This window comes from Psychroflexus halocasei (assembly GCF_900107595.1).
Lineage (GTDB): Bacteria > Bacteroidota > Bacteroidia > Flavobacteriales > Flavobacteriaceae > Psychroflexus > Psychroflexus halocasei.
Genome location: NZ_FNQF01000013.1, coordinates 1 through 18,011, shown reverse-complemented (window position 1 = coordinate 18,011; position 18,011 = coordinate 1). Strand labels below are relative to the sequence as shown.

The following is an 18,011-nucleotide window of genomic DNA, read 5'->3' as shown; positions in this document are numbered from 1 at the left end:
CTTTGAATAGTGCTAATAATTGAGTATCTTTAATACCTGTACTGGAGTTCTTTTTTAAAGTCATTACTTGAAGAATAATGCTTTAATATACTGAACTCCAGTATTTTATGCAATATAAAGAAGATTAAAATTTACTTTACTTTGTTAAAAATCAAATAGTTAAACAATTTTTGTCGTGTTCTAAAAAAAAAAGGAGAAATTAATCTCCTTTTAAATAAGTTACTTTGTTTTTAAAACTCTTCTTCTCGAGGTGTTTCAGCTTCTTGTGAAGCATTCGTTAAGTCTCTATCTAACTCGTATAAGCTTGTGTTTTCATCAATCTTAGTTGAAGCAAGATTGTATTTGTCGATTAAATCATTAACTAAGGTCTCTTCTTCAATCTGCTCTCTCACAAACCATTGTGCAAAATTAAATGTAGCCCAATCTTTTTCTTCTTGTGCAAGATTAACGATTTTATCAATTTCATTAGAGTTATCAATTTCATGTTGTAAAATTTTACGCAAGCAATCACCGATGTCTTTAGGATTTTCTGGTGGTGCTTTGATGGCTTCAATTTTAGCTTCACCTTTGGATCTTCCTCAAGTATGATAGCTTTAATTTGTTGATTTATCTCTTTTTTTCATTTCATCATTAATTTAAAGCTTAATCTATGTTTTTAAAACTCGAATTTTATTTAGGTTACTTAAAATACAGCTTAGTTGATTTTAAAATATATTTAGCAAGTACGTTTGTAAAGAAACTTTTTCTACTTTTAATGACATTGAATTTTAAATAAGTAAGTGAAAAATAATTTTAATTTTTTTACAGAAAAGGATGTCAATACATCTATTGATGAAGAAAATCAATTTGTTTTAAAGCCGCCTTTCTTTCTGCTTATTAAAAAGGGGCATCTTATTTTTGAAGCTCATGATACAATAAAAGCAGAAGATTCTTCAATTACAATTTCTGCTAAACGAGAAGTTGTTTTAATTAAAGAGATGAGTTCAGATTGTGAGCTTAAATTAATCTGTTACGATCGCACTTATGTACGTCAAATGACATTTCAATTAAACCTGATTCAAGCTTTCAAATTTATTTATCAGAATACAAAACTAAGTTTTGCGCTTTCACCATCAGATTTTAAGGACTTATGGAGTTTAATCACTCACATTCAAAGTCAATTAAATAATTCTTCAAAGAACGAAGATTTAAAACTTCACATTTTAAGACATTTAAATTATTCATTTTTGTACAGCACAATGGATAAACTCAGTCAGGAAAATGACTATCAATCTCAGCCTTCAAATCAACAGGAAAAATTAGTTTTAACTTTTTTTAAAAATCTTCAAGAGAAAAGAAATTTTAAGCTAAAAGTAAGTGATTATGCTGCCATGCAAAATGTAACTGCAAGATATTTATCTTCCACAGTCAAAGAATTAACGACTATGACTGCCCAAGAAATTATTCATCGTTTGCTTTTAAGCCAGGCGAAAAAGGAATTATCAAGCAATGTCCATCCGATTTCTGAAGTTGCTTATCAATTAGGTTTTACTGACCCTTATACTTTTAGTCATTTTTTTAAGCGAAAAAGCGGTATAAGTCCAACAGAATACCGAAAAAATTATCAAGATTAATACAAATAGTACATTTTGACATTAAGTTTGCAGATTCTGATATTTATCTCGTAATTTTAATAAGTAGCTTTGCCAAATAAAACAATAACACATGCGTATAATTAACCTAACACTTTTATCGACGCTTCTTTTTTGTGGATTAAACCACAAGATGAAAGCGCAAGAAAGAGTAGAATATTCTATGACTATTCAAGAGTTAGCCGATAGTTTAATGATCAATAATATTCAATTAAAAATTGCAAAAGCTTCAGTTGAAGTTGCTGATGCTAGAGTAGGAGATGTGAAAATAAACCGACTTCCAGATATTGGTGCTGAGATGATTGGTATGTATTTAAGCGATGTCAATTTGTATGATAATCATTGGTCGCATATTCAGCGCGTAAATATTCCTAACTTTGGACATCAATTTAATGTTTCTGCAAGTCAGCTTATTTATGGCGGAGGCCGAGTTAATAAGGCAATCGCGCTCGCAGAGATGAGTAAATCTTTAAGTGAAAGTCAACTTGAAGATACTGATCAAAGCATCAAGTTGAATGCGACTGAGCTTTATTTAAATCTTCATAATTTACAAAATCAAAAAAGAATTTTAGAAAACAACAAAAAACTAGCAAATGAAAGGGTGAAAAATGCGAAACTCTTTTATAATGAAGATATGATTTCAAAAAACGAAGTCTTGCGGGCTGAAGTTTTGGAGCGTCAACTTGAACAAAGTCTCATTCAGGTGAATAACGCGATTGAAGTCACTAATAAAAATTTGATTTTGTTTGTAGGCATTGATGATAACATTTTAATCAAACCTAATGTGAGTAATATCAATCATCAAATCAGTTCACAAAATGAAAACTTTTATTTGCAAAAAGCTTTTGAAAACAATCCGCAGATGAAAATGAGTGAGACGCAAATTGAAATTGCAGAAAAAAATTTAGAATTAACTAAGGCTGATAAATTGCCGACACTTGCAGGTTTTGCAGGCTACAACGCTACACGACCAATGACAAGCACAACACCAGCTTTAGATTACTATTCTAATAATTATCAAGTGGGTTTGAATCTATCTTACAATATAGAATCTTTATTTAAAAACAAGAAAAAAGCTTTGATTGATGAGGAGTTAATTATACAGGCTGAGCTTAGGCAGGAAGCTGTTGAGCAACAGATAGAAGCTGATGTCAATTCAGCATACAACGTAGCATCAACGAGTTTTTTAATTTCATTTTCTTCTGTGAAATCAATTTTCATTGCTAAGGTTGAGTTTCCTGTTTCTTTTTCAATATCAGAAGCATAAGCTTTTACTTTCTCTTCATTAAGGTCAGCCATGACGACGTTGGCACCTAAGGAACTTAAAAAACGTGAAGCTTCACTGCCTATAGCGCCAGCTGCACCACTAATGATGATTACTTTTCCTTTAAAATCGAATAATTCTTTTATTTTTTTCATGTGTTTCGTTTTAATAATTATTAAAAAGTAAAAAGTATTTCAATCAGATAGACTGAAATACTTTTTAATACTCGTAAATTAAATAAAATTTAAACGAATAATGTTTAATAAATATTAAATTATGATTAATTACTTATTAATTGCCGCTTTATATTTAGGATTCATCAAATTCTCAGGGCTCAATATATCGTCAAGGTCACTTTCAGAAAGAAGTTCTTTTTCTAAAACTAATTCTCTAATTGTTTTTCCTGTTGCAACTGCTTCTTTTCCGATTAAATCTCCCATGTGGTGACCTATATAAGGATTAAGAAAAGTGATTAATCCTACAGAGTTGTAAACCATTTTCTTGGTATGTTCTGCGTTAGCCGTGATGCCTGAAACACATTTGATAGCTAGCGTTTCAATAGCATTTGACAATAGTTCCATTGACTCAAATAAGCATTGTGCCATCACAGGTTCATTGACATTAAGTTGTAGTTGACCTGCTTCAGCTGCAAAGGCAACCGTTGCATCATTTCCAATAATTTTATAACAAACTTGATTAACAACTTCAGGAATAACAGGATTCACTTTAGCAGGCATGATGGATGAACCAGCTTGCATTTGTGGCAGATTAATTTCATTAAATCCGCAACGTGGTCCTGAAGAAAGAAGTCTTAAGTCATTACAAATTTTAGAGACTTTGACGGATGTTCTTTTTAAAGCACCAGAAATAGTCACATAATCACCACAATCTGATGTTGCTTCAATAAGATCTTCAGCTTCTACAAAACTTGCTTTCGTGAATTTTTGTAAATATCCTATGGATAATTCTGTAAATCCATCAGGTGCGTTCACACGTGTTCCAATTGCTGTACCGCCTAAATTAACCGGTAAAATAAGGTCTCTACAAGCTTTTAGATTTTTGATTTCTTCTTTTAAATTTGTTGCCCAAGCTGAAAACTCATCACCTAAAGACATTGGGACTGCATCTTGCATTTGTGTTCTTCCCATTTTGAGAACTTTCTTAAATTCAGCTGCTTTCCTGTCAAATTGAGTTGTCAGCGTATTCACTTTTTCTAAAAGATGATTGATGTAATAATAAATCGCAACTCTAAATCCTGTAGGGTATGCATCGTTTGTTGATTGAGATTTATTAACATGATCATTAGGATGGATGATGTCATAACTTCCTTTTGGATGACCGTTAAGTGTTAAGGCTAAATTCGCAATAACTTCATTTGTGTTCATGTTAACTGAAGTTCCAGCGCCTCCTTGAAAAACATCAATAGGAAAATATTGCGTATATTTTTCTAAATTGCTTAAAATTTCATCACATGCTTCGATAATCATGTCTGCTTTATCAGCAGGAACTGTTCCGACTTCTTTATTAGCGAATGCACATGCTTTTTTAGTTGTGACCATTCCTTTTACAAAAAAAGGATAGTCACCTATTTTTCCATTTGAGATTTGAAAATTATTCATGGCTCTTAATGTATGGACACCATAAAAAACGTCATTATTAATGTCTAATTGACCTAATAAATCTTCTTCCTTTCTAGTTTTCATAAGTTGTGTTTATTTAGTAATATTAAAGATTAAATGACAAAGGCAATTTCAAAAAATATATTACAATCCTTTTTTAATGTTATTTAAAACGCCTCCATCGACTAATATATCTGTTCCTGTTAAGAAGTTTGCCTTTTCAGATGCCAAAAAATGAACCATATTAGAAACATCTTCAGGTTTTCCATTTCTTTTTAATGGTGTAGCATTTTTAATTTTTTCCATTCTTTCAGGATGTTCCTCAGCAGCTTTAAGTCCCATTTTAGTTTCGATAACTCCTGGGGAAACTGTTAATATTCGTGCTCCTTTTTCACCCCATTCATCAACATTTTTGAGCATAAGAAGAATGACACCTCTTTTTGTGAAATTATACATTGTATCTGCATTTTCTTCAACAACTTTATTGACAGCTTCAAGTGAATTATCTTCTTGTGGATTTTTTAAAGCATAATCGTAGGTGTCATTTTCGGGAACTGTATGAGCCATCATTGATGATAGTAAAATTGCTGCACTATTTTTTTTAGCAATATGATAAAAGCTATCGAGAATAATGTCAGTCCCGACGAGGTTGATGTTAAAAACTTTTTTAGCATCTTTTATTGTTCCACTAACACCAGCTGTATGGATGATTGCTTTTAATTGACCTGCATCAGCAGTAAACTCAACTAATTTTTGGACATCTTTTTTATTAGTAATATCACAAGCAATACCTGATGCCTGGTAACCATCATTATTAAGTTTTTTTACAACTTCATCTACATCTTTTTGAGCATAATCAGTAATGATCAAATGATCTTTCTTGAAAGCTCTTGCACATTCTTGACCAATACCACCAGCACCACCTGTAATAACAACTATATTGTTTGAATTTTTCATTTTTTCTTAATTTATAAGTTTCTAATCTTCAAAAGTCTAATGGCTTTCGTTCCATTCTTTCTTTAAATCTTCTTCTAATTCTAAGTAGCGTTCACGGAGTTCAGGACTGATCTTTTTCATGTTTTTATGAGCTCTTCTTAGTTGGATAGAGAAGTAAATATTAAACAACCCGCCAAATAAGAATCCCATAGCGACAAGAATTACCACGCTAATTCCTGCAAAAGCTGGATTCCAAATTAAAAAGAAAGAGACAATAGCTCCAATGATTCCAAATGCTAATAATAATCCCCAGTTTTTACTTCCATAACGCTTAACGTCAAGTGCAAAACTAATTGCACCGATTGATCGAAATAAAATGATGAAGCCAACATAAAATAGGAGAGCGGTCAACGATAATTGAGGGTTAAGGATTAATAAACCTCCAATAAGCGTTGTCATGATACCAAAAGCTAAAGCCCAACCCCAGTTTTCTAATCTGTGTCTGTTTGATACAGAGAAGATAATTTCAAAAATACCACCTAGTAAAAATGAAAGAGCAAAGAAAATTGATAGAGTTAATAAAGATCCTAAAGGTGAAGAAAATACTAGAATACTTACACCTATAAATAAGATACCGACAATAAGTGGAATGTACCAATGCTTGACAGCATCTTTGATTGAATTAAAAAATTGAGTTCTCATGATTTATATTATTAGTTAATTGTATATTATGAATTTTATTATGATTTAATTAAGCTACTATCTTTAAAAATAGACAGCTTCGAATACTGCTAAAGGCGCGCGTTTACCGATATTTAAACTAAGTTTATCATTATGAATTGAATAATTATCGGCCAACTCAAAAACTTTAAGAAATTCTGATTCATTAACATCTACATCTGGACAAAGTCTCATTGTGACACCTATTTTTGAAAATTTAATTCTGTTACCTTCCATCAGTTCATGTTTTCCGCTCATTGTGTTGCATCCAGCAAAACCTATTATTGATTGGTCGTCACTTTTAAGTCTAAAATAAACTTCTCTTTCTTGGTTATCAGCCATTTTGATGTTTTGACCTTCAAGCTTGATCAATTTCCAGTATTTTTCAACAATTTTTTCTTGAGAATCCACTTTTCTAAAAACTGCAAGTGGCGCTCTTTTTCCAACATTTAAAAAGTGTCTAGTCCTGAAATATGGCTACAGGTTAAAATTTATTTTAGGCTGATAATTTATACACCATATTTGGAGTTTTAAAATCTAAAGATAAGTGTCATCTTATTTCGTTGTATAGATTAATTGCATTTTTTGTAGCGCGTTTTGCATGTTGTAGGTTATCAAAGATTTGATCGAGATAGAATTCATCTTTTAAGATGCCATTTACACGTTCAGCCATTGCGTTTTCGTAACAATGATCATCTTCAGTCATGCTGATACCAATATTGTTTTCCTAATCATTTATAACATGTGAATTAAATACATTGAGTAGTATTATCAAACAAATCTATAAATGGCTGAAATATTTTATTCTAATTCAATCTTATATGCGAAGATATTTTTTGCTATTCAATAAAAAGAGACAGCTATTAGCTGTCTCTTAAAGTCTTTCAAGATTGAAATTTGATATAAAGTTTACTGATTGATCAGACAAAAATTATCAAAGCCAACAAACATTTTTCCATATTCATCTAAAGGAAGATGGGAATTTGTAATCATGATATGGTTGATTCCATCGGTAGGAAATGTAAGAGAACTTGTATCGATCGTGATATTGATGCTCTGCCATGTATTTGTTGTAGTAGAACTGATAACAATCTCACCTAAAAAGACTGTGTTTGTGGTTCCAAATAGATCTAAGTTTGAAGGTGTTCCTATACCTGTAGGTGTTGCGGGTAATGGATCTGAGCTTGAATAATTAATGCCGTAAACACCAATCTTTACGTTATTACTGGTTGAGCAATTTCCACTCATTAAGGCATAATCAAATGATAGATTGTACAAACCAGAATTTTCATAAATTTTTTGTGACATTTCATTAAACATACCTTCTCGATAGGTCGCATCAGTTGTGCTTGAATTTTCTATCCACATTCCTGCAAAAACACCTGATGAGGGAGTAGGACCTTCAAAACAAGAGGCTCCATATTCTAAAGTAGTTTCATCAAATAAATCCGCTTTACTACCGCTGACCCATAATTTTTTCCAGTGTGTGGCAAGGTCTATATCTTGATCAACAGAAGTATTTGGATTACCAGTGATGATTTCAAAATCACCATTTTGTATATATCCGGGACAAGTATCTATGACACTATTTTTTGGAATACATTCACATGAATCATTCACGTTACCATCTAAAGTGCCATCACCATTTGAGTCGCATTGATCACCGATGTTAAGTTGAAGATCTTCACAATCAGTTTCATTAGCAGCATTGTTACATTGACAAAATTCACTAACAGTGCCATCATAAATCCCATCACTATTAGAGTCACATTCAGCGCCGATGTCGAGCATTAAATCTTCACAATCAAAAGTGGAATTAACCAAATCATCGTAACCGCAAACGTCTTCACTACATGATATTATAAGTAAGAGAGAACAAGCAAGGCATATTTTAAAAATATTCAAATAATGAGATTTGAATTTTATATTATTATTTTTTGATAGAGTTTTCATTTTGATATTTTTTAGATATCTCAGGATAAGTTTTTAATTATCCTGAGAGCAGATTTTTATAAGTTAAGATTTTGATTAATAGTTTTTTAAAAACAAATGACTTTAAACTCTGTTCTTCTATTTATTCTGTGTTCATCATCAGTACAAGGAACATTATTAGCACATTTTTTGTTTTTGAGTTCGGTCTCGCCAGCGCCTCTAGCAATAAGACGATCTCTAGAAATACCACGCTCTACAATATATTTGACAGTAGCATCTGCTCGACGTTGAGACAAGTTTTGGTTATATATATCAGAACCTTGACTATCAGTGTGAGAAGACATTTCAACTTTGATATTTGGATTATCTTTCATGAGTTTAACAATACGTTCTAAATCTGGAATAGCTTTTGGTAGTATTTCCGATTTATCTAAATCGAAATTGATATTATCTAGTTTAATTGCTTTACCACAAGGGTCGACACACATTTCGAAATCAATAAAAAGTGTTTTACTTCTATCATAAGTACTTGTAGAAACTTCAACCTCGCTAGAGTAGTAGCCATCTTTTTTACCTTTTAAGGTGTAAACTGAAATTTGTTCTAAATGAAAATTAAATTGACCTTTAGTATCAGAAAGTGTATGTTTTTCTAGTGATTTTTTAAAATCATTTAGTTGGATATCAACATCTTGAATGCCTTGATCTGTATTACATTCAACAACATTACCTTTAAGTATAAATTGATTATCACTGTACAAAATTGTTTTTTGAATACCTGCACTATTTTTATGACAATTTTTAAAATCATTTTGGGTAATGTTAGTATTTTCAAGGTCTATACCGTATAATTTACCACTAATAACATAGTTGTTTTCCTTAACTTCATTAAATACAATCACACCGAATGAGTTTGTTGTACCGCTTTCAACAATGTTACCATTTAAATCTTGCAGGATTACATCTGTGTTTGATAAAACTTCACCAGTATATTTGTCTTTTGCAGTAATTGTAATATTACAACCGCAGGTTTCACAACAAACCGGTTGATGCTTTTCATGGCAAACAGGACAAACTTTTTGAGTTTCATCTATGACTTCTACTTTGTCTTTGTTTGAAAATTTATAGGTGATTCCGGCAAAGACACCAATTGAATAAATATCGCAATCACAAGGTTCAGATCTTGTCATATTTTCACTATTTATGGTTGTTATTGGTTCGCTGGTCACACCATCTCCAATCTTAAATGGTTGATAACTAGCCGAAATTCCAGCTTCGTTAAGTTCACTAGCTTCAAAATGTCTCATGTAATAACCTCCAATGTTGAAACCAAAATTTTGATTTAGAGAATAAGTAAATCTCACTTGTCCTTTAGCTGATAAGACATTAGTAGCTTTATAACCTGCATGAAAGTTTAAAGGATAAGTAATTGATTTTTCAGAAGTACCTTCCAATAATGTCCTACCACCATTTATATTAGAAAAACCCACTCTAGTATTGAGTTCAACTTTATATTTCTCGCTTTTAGTGATGTATTGAAAATTGGGGCCAATACCATAGAAAAGACGTGTAATTTTTTCTTCATTTAGATTAAAAGAATTTATAGGAGATGAAAAATCTGATTCGTAAAGATTATCAGTAGGGTAGGTACTTTCAGGTTTATTCATGATGTAGCCAAAATCTGCACCTACACCAAACCAATTCCAGTAATAATCTAATGAAATACCAAAGTCAAGGCCACCGTTATAATCAATGTAAGGCGTATTATTTTTATAAGTAGGAAAATCATATCCAACTCTAGGGCTGATTTGAAAATATCCCTTTTTAGGAATTGTATCTTCTATTTTTTCTTGATTTTCTTGAGCTCTTGATTCATACCCATATAAAAACATGAATATTATAAAAAATAATTTTAATAAATTCTTCATTGTATTAAGTCTTTAGGTTTATTAAACTTATATACAAAAAGAGCATTGATGTTACCCTGAAGATGAAATATTAATTGAATAAAGACCTTTTGATAGTGAAAATTTAAGAAATTTAAAAAACAACTTCATTTCAACGCGATTAGTTTTAAATACTATAGATTTCTCATAATTCAATTCCATATTTTACAAAATTAAAAGAGTAGAGGTATGATTTGTATTAGCGTTTACAGTCGTGACAGATGATAAATTTAAATATTATTAACTGTTTAGTTTAAATAATAATTATTTTAAAATTTAATGAGCCTATTATTAGGTAATTAATAATAAATTTTTGTATTTAACATTTTAATAGGATATTGGCTTTGTGTTTTGTTTAACTTTGTAGCATTAATATTAAACAAAATATATCATGAAAAACATTTACTACATTAATTTTTTAGTTACTAATTTAAAATCCATTTTAATGGGTTTATTAATTAGTTTTAGCTTTTTGACAAGCTTTGAGATTCAAGCCCAATGTTCTGCTGATGCAGGATCATTGATTGCAGATGTAACGCCGGTTCAATTGTCAGGTTCGGATGTTGTGATCAGTGCAACTGAAGATATGTCACCGACAATTCCTGCTAATTATGAAGTTGCTTATGTTTTGACGTCAGGTTCAAACTTAGTGATTGAGCAATTAGGTCCAACACCAGAATTTACAGTAACTGCAGCTGGAGAATATACAATACACACTTTAGTAGCAGAATTATCTGACAGTAACGATCCAAATTACTTGGATACTTCAATCGTAGTTCCAGGGGCAACAACAGGAGGCGATGTATTAGGAATTTTAAATGGCCTTGGTATTTGCGCTGCTTTAGATGTTACAGGTGCATCTGTCAGTGTTGAAACTTGTTCTGCTGATGCAGGATCATTAATTGCAGATGTAACGCCGGTTCAATTGTCAGGTTCAGATGTTGTGATCAGTGCAACGGAAGATATGTCACCGACAATTCCAACTAATTACGAAGTTGCTTATGTTTTGACCTCAGGTTCAAACTTAGTGATTGAGCAATTAGGTGCAACACCAGAATTTACAGTAACTGCAGCTGGAGAATATACAATACACACTTTGGTAGCAGAATTATCTGACAGCAACGATCCAAATTATATTGACACTTCAATCGTAGTTCCAGGGACAACAACAGGAGGCGATGTATTAGGAATTTTAAATGGCCTTGGTATTTGCGCTGCTTTAGATGTTACAGGAGCATCAATTGAAGTAACTGATAATTTAAATATTGAAGATAATAATTTATTAAGTTTTAAAATTTACCCTAATCCTTCTGATAATTATATTTCTTTACTTAATCCTAAACAGATAAAAATTAATTCTATTAATTTTTATGATCTTTCAGGTAAAATTTTAAAAAGTACTTCATTTAAGACTAGCAAAAACAACTATGAATTAAATATATCTGATCTTCCTAGTGGTTCTTATATAATGGTTATATCTTCAAGTGATGGTCATTTATCAAAGCAAATCTTAAAGAGATAATAACTATGTTACTGACTACTTAAGACTCATTTTAAGAATTATTAGAGTTTTAGTAATATAAATTAAGCCTAAACAATGAAATCACTGTTTAGGCTTTTTTAGTTTATTTTATTGAAAAATATTTAATGATTTTTCGATTTATACTTTGTTTTGATTTTAACTTTTTTCGATACTCTTTTTAGCCAAATACCAATCGACTTTCTCTAATGAGTCATCGTTAATTCTATCATTTAATTCATCTAATGTTTTTGGAGGTGATACAATTACTTTATCTCCTTTCTCCCAATCTAGCGGCATTGCAACATTATATTTATCAGAGGTTTGTAATGCTTTTAATGCTCTTAGAATTTCATTCATATTTCTACCTACATTTAAAGGATAGTACATAACTAAGCGTATCTTTTTTTTAGGATCAATAAAGAATACTGCGCGAACTGCCGCTGTTTCACTTTCATTCGGCTGTAGCATCCCGTATAATTTTGAAACTTTCATATCTAAGTCTGCTATAATAGGAAAGTCAAAATAAACACCTGTGTTTTCTCTTACATTTTGTACCCAACCTAAATGTGCATGAATACTATCAATGCTTAAACCTAGAAGTTCTGTATTTAATACATCAAACTCTGATTTTCTTTGAGCAAAACCACTCATTTCTGTAGTACAAACAGGAGTGAAATCAGCAGGATGTGAAAACATCACAATCCATTTATCTCTTGCAAAATCTGAAAATTGAATTTTTCCTTTTGTTGTCATTGCCTCAAAGTCTGGTGCATTATCTCCAATTCGTGGCATTGAAACTACCTGACCTTCCATTTCGTTCTCATTTCTCATAATTTTTTGTTTTTAATTATTATTTATACTTCTTCAATTCAAAAATAACTTTAAATTTAGTCGAGAACAGTAACTATTGTTACCATGAAAAGTATTGAGTTCAAATGAAGAAGTTAGATTTAACTTTGTTAAGTGCTTAAATACTTAAGTCAGCAAGTAAATCACAGATAGAAAATCCGCGAGTACTCTCGTAAGTGTGTTAAAACAAACGATGAATTATAAACGCCTTAATTATTATTTAAGACCAATTATCCACGAATGATAAAGCACTCTTGAAATGTCCTTTGACAATTTTTCCCTGGGCTTCAAAAATGTATTCATTCTTGTATTCTTCGTTTGGAAGTTTTTTAATTGTAACTTCTGCTTGTTCATAAATATCAGGTTGTCCTAGTATTAAGCCTGAAATTAATAAATTAACATAATTTTCCTGTCTATAAACGTTAACGTTTGGACCAACTCTGAATAATGCAACAATATCCAAAGTGTTTGGATCATCATCATATTCTTCCCTTAAATGATATGTTCCTTCTTGTAATTCTTGTAATTGGTAATATTCGGAAGGTATTGAAATCTAGATGTTCACTATATTAATATTTGAGTCTCCTTCATTAAAAGAATAATCAGAATATTCTTCATTAACAAATTCAAGCATACAACTTATAGTTTGAAATTTAGTTGTATAATTCATATTCATTCTGTCAATTACTGTGTGTTATAAGTATTATAGTTATAAATAAATCCATTCTCAACCGCAGAATTTTCTATGCAGTTAGAATAATCTTGTTCATTATCATTAGAACAAGATATTAGTAATATACTTTATAGTAATATTAAATTTCTCATTATTTGGTTTTTATATTTTGTCTTGATTATGAATATTTACGGGGGTTAGCGGTTAATTTTGCAAGTACGCTACAAAATGAAAACCCACGAGGTTTTCCAGAAGTAGGCAGGACAAGCAATTACTTATAGTATTGTTTTGAACAGTTATTTTTTAATTTAACATCTTTCCTTTCTCATCAAATAATTTAAAACTTTTATAAGAAGTCGACAAGAATGATTTTTTTTCTTTGGTCATCAATTCCTCGAACTTATAGTCTAGCAATTCAAAACCCTTTGGAATTCCTAACATCAATAAGTTTCCATTATTTAACAAAACAAAACGTACATATTTTCTTTTAGGAAATGAGACATAGAGAGAAATTGCATTTCCAAAGTCTAAATTGTCTACTAATTCCTTAGGCATATCTTTGGTCACTCTGTTTCTATGATTAACAAATGACTTGTCAGTTGTGAATTTTATGTAAACCTTATTTTGTTTATTATCATTGATAATTTTTTGTAAGAATGAATGTTCCTCAACACGAGATTTGAATTCGCTTTTTTTTGTCAACAAAATTTTGAAGTGGTGTTATTTTTTCACCAATTGCCATTGTTAAATTGTAAATAATCTTTCCGTCAGAATTTTTGTCAATAAGTTCAGCTTGCCAGCACTCGCCATCAAAACTGTAAGAGCCAATGTATGCTATAATTGATGATTTAATATCAAAACTATCTAGCATTTCTTTTTCACGATAAAGTAAATCGTAAAGTTGTTTGTTTGGGTTTTCAATTCGAGATTTTAATTCTTTTGGAAGTAATGGCACTAGATTCTGAATATCTTTTTCCAATTCTGTTTTTTTGGTACTATCTTTTATAAAGTATTGATAGTTTTTGAGAGTATTATAAAAATGTAACTTGTTAAAAGCATCAATATCTATGTCTTTAATTATTTCGAAAGTTGTATTCTCGAAGTATTCTTGTTTGTTAGAATTTAAGTTAGCATAGGCTTTCGCGATTTTGCCACCATCTGAAAAATAGTGGGTTTGAATTGTATCATCAATTCTAACGTTAGAACCCAATAAGATTTTATCAATATCTAATTCAAGTTTTGCAAGTTCTTCGATATAAGTTTTTCTAGCGTTTGAAGCAATATTGCTATTTGCATTTCTGGAAACGTTATCATTCATTACATTTAAGAATGACTTAATAAAAACGTCCCAATTTTGAGTTTTGGAGGCCAAACTTGCAATCCTTTTTTGTTGTATGATTGGACCATTATCGAAACTGCAAGTTCCAACCTGTCTATTTTGTCTCATTAATTTCAAAGCTCTTTTTTTTGAAATTAATTGCGCAGTAAAGTCCTCTAAATCTCCATTAGAAACTTTATTTTTCTCTGCATATTCTAACGCTTCAATTAAGAGTTTTTTGAAATTTTGATCATTATTATAAAGACTATCTGCATATTTTTCTTTTTTAGATTGCCACTCATTTAATTTCTTCGGGTAATGAAATCTTGCTTTTTTTTGTAAGGTGGTTTGTTGGTTTTTAGTTCATAATAATTTACTAATGAGTCAATGATAGTTCTTTTATATGCTCTAAATTCATTTAATTTATTGTCACTATCATAAAAAATAGAGGTTTCTGGTCTTAATATTAAATCAGCGTAGTTAATCCAATCAGAAAGTCTTTTCGAAAGTTTAATTGATTTGAATTCATTATTTAAATAAAAGCCACGAATTGTGGTTATGCTATCCCTTTTGTTTTTATAACTAGAGTGAAAATGTTTTAAGTTATTTTGTTAAGGGAATCATTAAATAATAGTTTAATGCCGTGGTTTCGATTGTTCGCAATTTTAAAAGATTTTATTTCTAATTTCTTTTTATTTTTATAATCAGAATAAACGTTATTTATGACCAGTAAATCATTGTCGATTTGTAATCCTTTAAATTTATTTTGTAGTTGTTCTAGATTCTCAGATTTTTTTAATTCAGCAAGAAAATTTTCTGGGTCTTTAGTAATGATTTCGAAATAACTAGCTGATGTCTGTGGTAGTGAGTAAAAATTAGGTGTTTCACTTTGATTGTAATTCTTTTCCAAGTGTTTTATTATAGAATCAAGTTTTGGAATATCACTTTCGCTAATTATTGAATTTTGACAGAAAATATTTCCTGAAATTAATAATGATAATAATATATAGATTGATTTTATCATAATTGTGTACAATGGTTTTTTGTATGATTTCGTTGCGTGGTTAAGCACTAAAGTTAGTAAATAAAAACCGAATAGAAAATCCGCGAGGGATTTCGTAAGTAGGCGAGATCCAAGCCATTAATTATACACATTGTTAGCTACAGTTTTTTATAAAATCGTGTCTAAATTTCATCCATTCAAAAGCTTCTTTTTTAAAAGTTCTTGAATATAATTCCTTGTCAATTATTTGTTCTAAATATAATTCCATTGTCTTTGTGAATTCACTAATATAGTCTAACAAATTAATATAATCAGCTTCTTCGTTTTTTCTCACTATAAGTATTCTATTTGCTTTTTTGTCCAATGATGATTGAGCTACTTTATAATAATGAAAATTATTGTTTTTGTCAATGTAACTAGTTGTTTGAGAAGCTATTTTGTTCCTTAATTCAATTGCGTTTAGCTTTTTTAATTCCTCTCTAATCTCCTTTTGATTTTGGAAGTTGAATAACCTTACTAAATCCGTTATAACTCCAACTTGTAAATAACAAGCGTTTAAAACTCCATAGAGCCTTAAATACATTTCTCCTTGTCTATTTTGATTTATGTATAAGCCATTCTCTACAAATTCATTAATTGCATATTGAGCGTCTTCCATTTGGTCAATACAAGCTCTAAACAAATCGAAATCATATAAGTTTTGAAATTTTAGCTTTTTAGTTAGTAGCTTTACTTGCTCTTCTTCTGTAGGATATGTTTTAACATTCGTATATCTCAAAATTCCAAGCAGGATTTCGCAATAGATTTCAACTTTTGATATTTGACTTAAGTATTCTTCGTCGGTCATTTGTCAAATTATAGCCATTTTTCGCTACACTTTTTTCATTTCAATATTTATTTCCGAAATCATTTTATCAGCATCTTCACTCTCTACAATCATTAATTTTTCTCGGTCAATTCCGACTTCTTGTAATTCTTTGAATATTGTCTTTTTGACTTCTGCTGGTACTTTTACTCGAAACATCATATTTTTCCAAAATTCTTTTTTATTTAATGGAACATCAATATCAGAATCGGATGAAGCAAAAAGTCTACCGTGTTGTCTAAATAATCTAAATTGATAAGTTCTTTCGTCAATATCATTGATGTATGTAGGAACATTACAAACAAAAGATTTGTCTAAATTATACGGGTTTTGTAAAGGAAAAAGTGTTTTTCCATAATCAGAAGTTTCATTAAATATAAATTCAAATGGAACGAGTAAACCCCAAAGTTGTCCGTCCGATTTTTCGTGTTTTTCAGACGGTTCACACATAAAGAAAGACGACATAACGCTTGAAGTTGATAAATCAATTAAGTTTGTTTTTACTCCAGCGTGTTGAGCTTGAAATAATAAATCCCAAATTTCCCCATAAGGTTTTTTGCTATGTTTAAATAGCTGTTTTGGCCCATAATTTTCAATTACTTTTTGTTCGAAAATTTCTGCTCCGTTTTTTTCAATTTTTCGTGCTTGACTTAAGTCAATTTCATTTGAGAATGATGGTCTGAAAATTCCAGGCAATATGTCCCAACCATAATTCTGTTCGCCTCTGTAATGTGGCATAACATCAATTCCTACACTAAATTTTAATTCAACTCTAACTTTTATTAATTCTTCGTGAAAGTCTCTAATGTCTTGTAGATTTTTAATCTCAAAATTCTCTAAAGGGTTTAGGTATTTTTCTTTTATAAGTTCTGAAACTTGTATGTAGTTCATAGGTTGGTTCAAATTGTAGCTAATGGTTTTGTGTATGATTTCGTTGCGTGTTTAAGCACTAAAGTTAGCAAATAAATCACAGATAGAAAGTCCGCGAGGACTTTCGTAAGTAGGCTATAACCAGCAATGAATTATACACGGCTTAAGTTTACAATTCATTAATTTTAGAACATAAACAGAAAAGACAAAAGAGAGGAATAAGGTTATTATATACGCAGAGACTTTGATCTCGTCAATCCCGAAGCTTCGGGAAAAATCCCCTCTCTTTTCTACACAGATTTCGTACAGTTCTATGAGGCTTTTAGACCTCGATTTTAAGTCGTTGAAACTCGCGTAGATTGTTCTTTCATAAACATTTTCTTATGACTAAAGATATTAAATATTATGGAATAGACATCAGCCATTTGGTTTTTGATGTGACAGATTCTGATGGAAATTATTATCAATTTAAAAACAGGATATCTGGCTTCAAAAAGTTTGTTAAACTTCTAACAATAGATAGCCATTGTGTTAATGGAAGCCACCGGATATTACCACTATCAATTGGCTTATTATTTATTGGAATCTGGGCTAAAAGTTTCAGTAGAAAATCCATTAGCAGTTAAGCGCTTTATCCAAATGAAGTTATCAAAAATAAAGACTGATAAAAGTGATTCAAAACTGATTTGTGAGTATGCAAAACAAGTTGAATTGAAGCTTTGGAGAGGTAATTCTAAGCATCAAATAGAATGTCTTCAAATGACTAGACTTCTTGCTGTGTATACAAAACAAAGCACAATGCTAAAAAATAAAATACACGGCGAAACTGTTTTAGGAAATCCCAGTAAAGTGGTTTTAAGTTCTCT

Annotated in this window: 18 protein-coding genes and 2 pseudogenes; 4 read left to right on the top strand and 16 right to left on the bottom strand. The window is 30.6% G+C overall.

From position 1 onward, the window contains the following. Positions 1–230: 230 nt before the first annotated feature. The gene (locus BLV84_RS11705; RefSeq protein ID WP_093245851.1) at positions 231–554 is read right to left on the bottom strand and encodes a ferritin; all 324 of its coding nucleotides are present in this window, start codon (positions 552–554) and stop codon (positions 231–233) included. Between the two features lie 225 nt (positions 555–779). Between BLV84_RS11705 and BLV84_RS11700 the strand changes: the two genes are divergently transcribed. Next, positions 780–1,613, top strand: a complete 834-nt coding sequence (locus BLV84_RS11700; RefSeq protein ID WP_093245849.1) for a helix-turn-helix domain-containing protein — start codon at positions 780–782, stop codon at positions 1,611–1,613. A gap of 91 nt (positions 1,614–1,704) precedes the next feature. Then, a pseudogene (locus tag BLV84_RS11695) lies at positions 1,705–2,787 on the top strand (TolC family protein); the annotation flags it as partial. Here the strand turns inward: BLV84_RS11695 and BLV84_RS12710 are convergent. From BLV84_RS12710 to BLV84_RS11655, 8 genes are all read right to left on the bottom strand, one after another. Further along, positions 2,670–3,050: an SDR family NAD(P)-dependent oxidoreductase gene (locus BLV84_RS12710; protein ID WP_093245845.1), complete on the bottom strand. Its 381-nt coding sequence runs from the start codon at positions 3,048–3,050 to the stop codon at positions 2,670–2,672. The pseudogene BLV84_RS11695 and the gene BLV84_RS12710 overlap by 118 nt on opposite strands. Before the next feature lie 129 nt (positions 3,051–3,179). Continuing rightward, positions 3,180–4,598 carry an aspartate ammonia-lyase gene (gene aspA, locus BLV84_RS11685; protein ID WP_093245843.1) on the bottom strand — a complete coding sequence of 473 codons (1,419 nt, stop codon included), beginning with the start codon at positions 4,596–4,598 and terminating at the stop codon, positions 3,180–3,182. Positions 4,599–4,658: 60 nt separating this feature from the next. Then, complete coding sequence (locus BLV84_RS11680) at positions 4,659–5,471, bottom strand: SDR family NAD(P)-dependent oxidoreductase (protein WP_093245841.1); 813 nt, start codon at positions 5,469–5,471, stop codon at positions 4,659–4,661. Between the two features lie 36 nt (positions 5,472–5,507). Continuing rightward, a complete protein-coding gene (locus BLV84_RS11675; protein WP_093245839.1) occupies positions 5,508–6,152 on the bottom strand; it encodes an HdeD family acid-resistance protein in 645 nt (214 codons plus the stop codon). Positions 6,153–6,215: 63 nt separating this feature from the next. Next, positions 6,216–6,581 (bottom strand): META domain-containing protein, encoded by a 366-nt coding sequence (locus BLV84_RS11670; RefSeq protein WP_093245837.1) that lies wholly within the window; start codon positions 6,579–6,581, stop codon positions 6,216–6,218. A 139-nt stretch (positions 6,582–6,720) separates the two neighbouring features. Then, positions 6,721–6,882: an integrase core domain-containing protein gene (locus BLV84_RS11665; RefSeq protein WP_262501513.1), complete on the bottom strand. Its 162-nt coding sequence runs from the start codon at positions 6,880–6,882 to the stop codon at positions 6,721–6,723. 197 nt (positions 6,883–7,079) lie between these two features. After that, positions 7,080–7,961: a hypothetical protein gene (locus BLV84_RS11660; protein WP_143521362.1), complete on the bottom strand. Its 882-nt coding sequence runs from the start codon at positions 7,959–7,961 to the stop codon at positions 7,080–7,082. Positions 7,962–8,209: 248 nt separating this feature from the next. Continuing rightward, positions 8,210–10,027, bottom strand: coding sequence for an OmpA family protein (locus tag BLV84_RS11655; RefSeq protein WP_093245829.1), 1,818 nt, complete (start codon positions 10,025–10,027; stop codon positions 8,210–8,212). Between the two features lie 463 nt (positions 10,028–10,490). Here BLV84_RS11655 and BLV84_RS11650 point away from each other — a divergent pair, with 463 nt between their 5' ends. Continuing rightward, positions 10,491–11,567 carry a T9SS type A sorting domain-containing protein gene (locus BLV84_RS11650; RefSeq protein ID WP_159429428.1) on the top strand — a complete coding sequence of 359 codons (1,077 nt, stop codon included), beginning with the start codon at positions 10,491–10,493 and terminating at the stop codon, positions 11,565–11,567. A 156-nt stretch (positions 11,568–11,723) separates the two neighbouring features. Here BLV84_RS11650 and BLV84_RS11645 read toward each other — a convergent pair whose 3' ends face one another. The 7 genes from BLV84_RS11645 to BLV84_RS11615 all read right to left on the bottom strand — a co-directional run bounded on the left by BLV84_RS11645 (position 11,724) and on the right by BLV84_RS11615 (position 17,166). Continuing rightward, complete coding sequence (locus BLV84_RS11645) at positions 11,724–12,398, bottom strand: peroxiredoxin (protein WP_093245814.1); 675 nt, start codon at positions 12,396–12,398, stop codon at positions 11,724–11,726. A 238-nt stretch (positions 12,399–12,636) separates the two neighbouring features. Continuing rightward, positions 12,637–12,879: a hypothetical protein gene (locus BLV84_RS11640; RefSeq protein WP_093245811.1), complete on the bottom strand. Its 243-nt coding sequence runs from the start codon at positions 12,877–12,879 to the stop codon at positions 12,637–12,639. A gap of 513 nt (positions 12,880–13,392) precedes the next feature. Then, positions 13,393–13,791, bottom strand: a complete 399-nt coding sequence (locus tag BLV84_RS11635) for a hypothetical protein (protein ID WP_093245808.1) — start codon at positions 13,789–13,791, stop codon at positions 13,393–13,395. Continuing rightward, positions 13,757–14,536, bottom strand: a complete 780-nt coding sequence (locus BLV84_RS11630; protein ID WP_093245805.1) for a hypothetical protein — start codon at positions 14,534–14,536, stop codon at positions 13,757–13,759. Before BLV84_RS11630 ends, BLV84_RS11635 begins: the two co-directional genes overlap by 35 nt. Positions 14,537–15,005: 469 nt before the next feature. Then, a complete protein-coding gene (locus BLV84_RS11625) occupies positions 15,006–15,431 on the bottom strand; it encodes a hypothetical protein (protein ID WP_093245801.1) in 426 nt (141 codons plus the stop codon). Between the two features lie 133 nt (positions 15,432–15,564). Continuing rightward, positions 15,565–16,257: a hypothetical protein gene (locus BLV84_RS11620; protein WP_093245796.1), complete on the bottom strand. Its 693-nt coding sequence runs from the start codon at positions 16,255–16,257 to the stop codon at positions 15,565–15,567. A gap of 24 nt (positions 16,258–16,281) precedes the next feature. Then, entirely contained in the window at positions 16,282–17,166 is an 885-nt protein-coding gene (locus BLV84_RS11615; protein ID WP_093245792.1) for an FRG domain-containing protein, read from the bottom strand. Positions 17,167–17,528: 362 nt separating this feature from the next. Between BLV84_RS11615 and BLV84_RS11610 the strand changes: the two are divergent. Beyond that, positions 17,529–18,011 (top strand): annotated as a pseudogene (locus BLV84_RS11610) (IS110 family transposase); the annotation flags it as partial.

Excerpts from the sequence above, each read along its gene's own strand:
- BLV84_RS11645 (WP_093245814.1), bottom strand. The coding sequence starts at position 12,398 with ATGAGAAATGAGAACGAAATGGAAGGTCAGGTAGTTTCAATGCCACGA.
- BLV84_RS11630 (WP_093245805.1), bottom strand. The coding sequence starts at position 14,536 with ATGAGACAAAATAGACAGGTTGGAACTTGCAGTTTCGATAATGGTCCA.
- BLV84_RS11680 (WP_093245841.1), bottom strand. The coding sequence starts at position 5,471 with ATGAAAAATTCAAACAATATAGTTGTTATTACAGGTGGTGCTGGTGGT.
- BLV84_RS11660 (WP_143521362.1), bottom strand. The coding sequence starts at position 7,961 with ATGCTCGACATCGGCGCTGAATGTGACTCTAATAGTGATGGGATTTAT.
- BLV84_RS11620 (WP_093245796.1), bottom strand. The coding sequence starts at position 16,257 with ATGACCGACGAAGAATACTTAAGTCAAATATCAAAAGTTGAAATCTAT.
- BLV84_RS12710 (WP_093245845.1), bottom strand. The coding sequence starts at position 3,050 with ATGAAAAAAATAAAAGAATTATTCGATTTTAAAGGAAAAGTAATCATC.
- BLV84_RS11625 (WP_093245801.1), bottom strand. The coding sequence starts at position 15,431 with ATGATAAAATCAATCTATATATTATTATCATTATTAATTTCAGGAAAT.
- aspA (WP_093245843.1), bottom strand. The coding sequence starts at position 4,598 with ATGAAAACTAGAAAGGAAGAAGATTTATTAGGTCAATTAGACATTAAT.
- BLV84_RS11675 (WP_093245839.1), bottom strand. The coding sequence starts at position 6,152 with ATGAGAACTCAATTTTTTAATTCAATCAAAGATGCTGTCAAGCATTGG.
- BLV84_RS11655 (WP_093245829.1), bottom strand. The coding sequence starts at position 10,027 with ATGAAGAATTTATTAAAATTATTTTTTATAATATTCATGTTTTTATAT.
- BLV84_RS11615 (WP_093245792.1), bottom strand. The coding sequence starts at position 17,166 with ATGAACTACATACAAGTTTCAGAACTTATAAAAGAAAAATACCTAAAC.
- BLV84_RS11650 (WP_159429428.1), top strand. The coding sequence starts at position 10,491 with ATGGGTTTATTAATTAGTTTTAGCTTTTTGACAAGCTTTGAGATTCAA.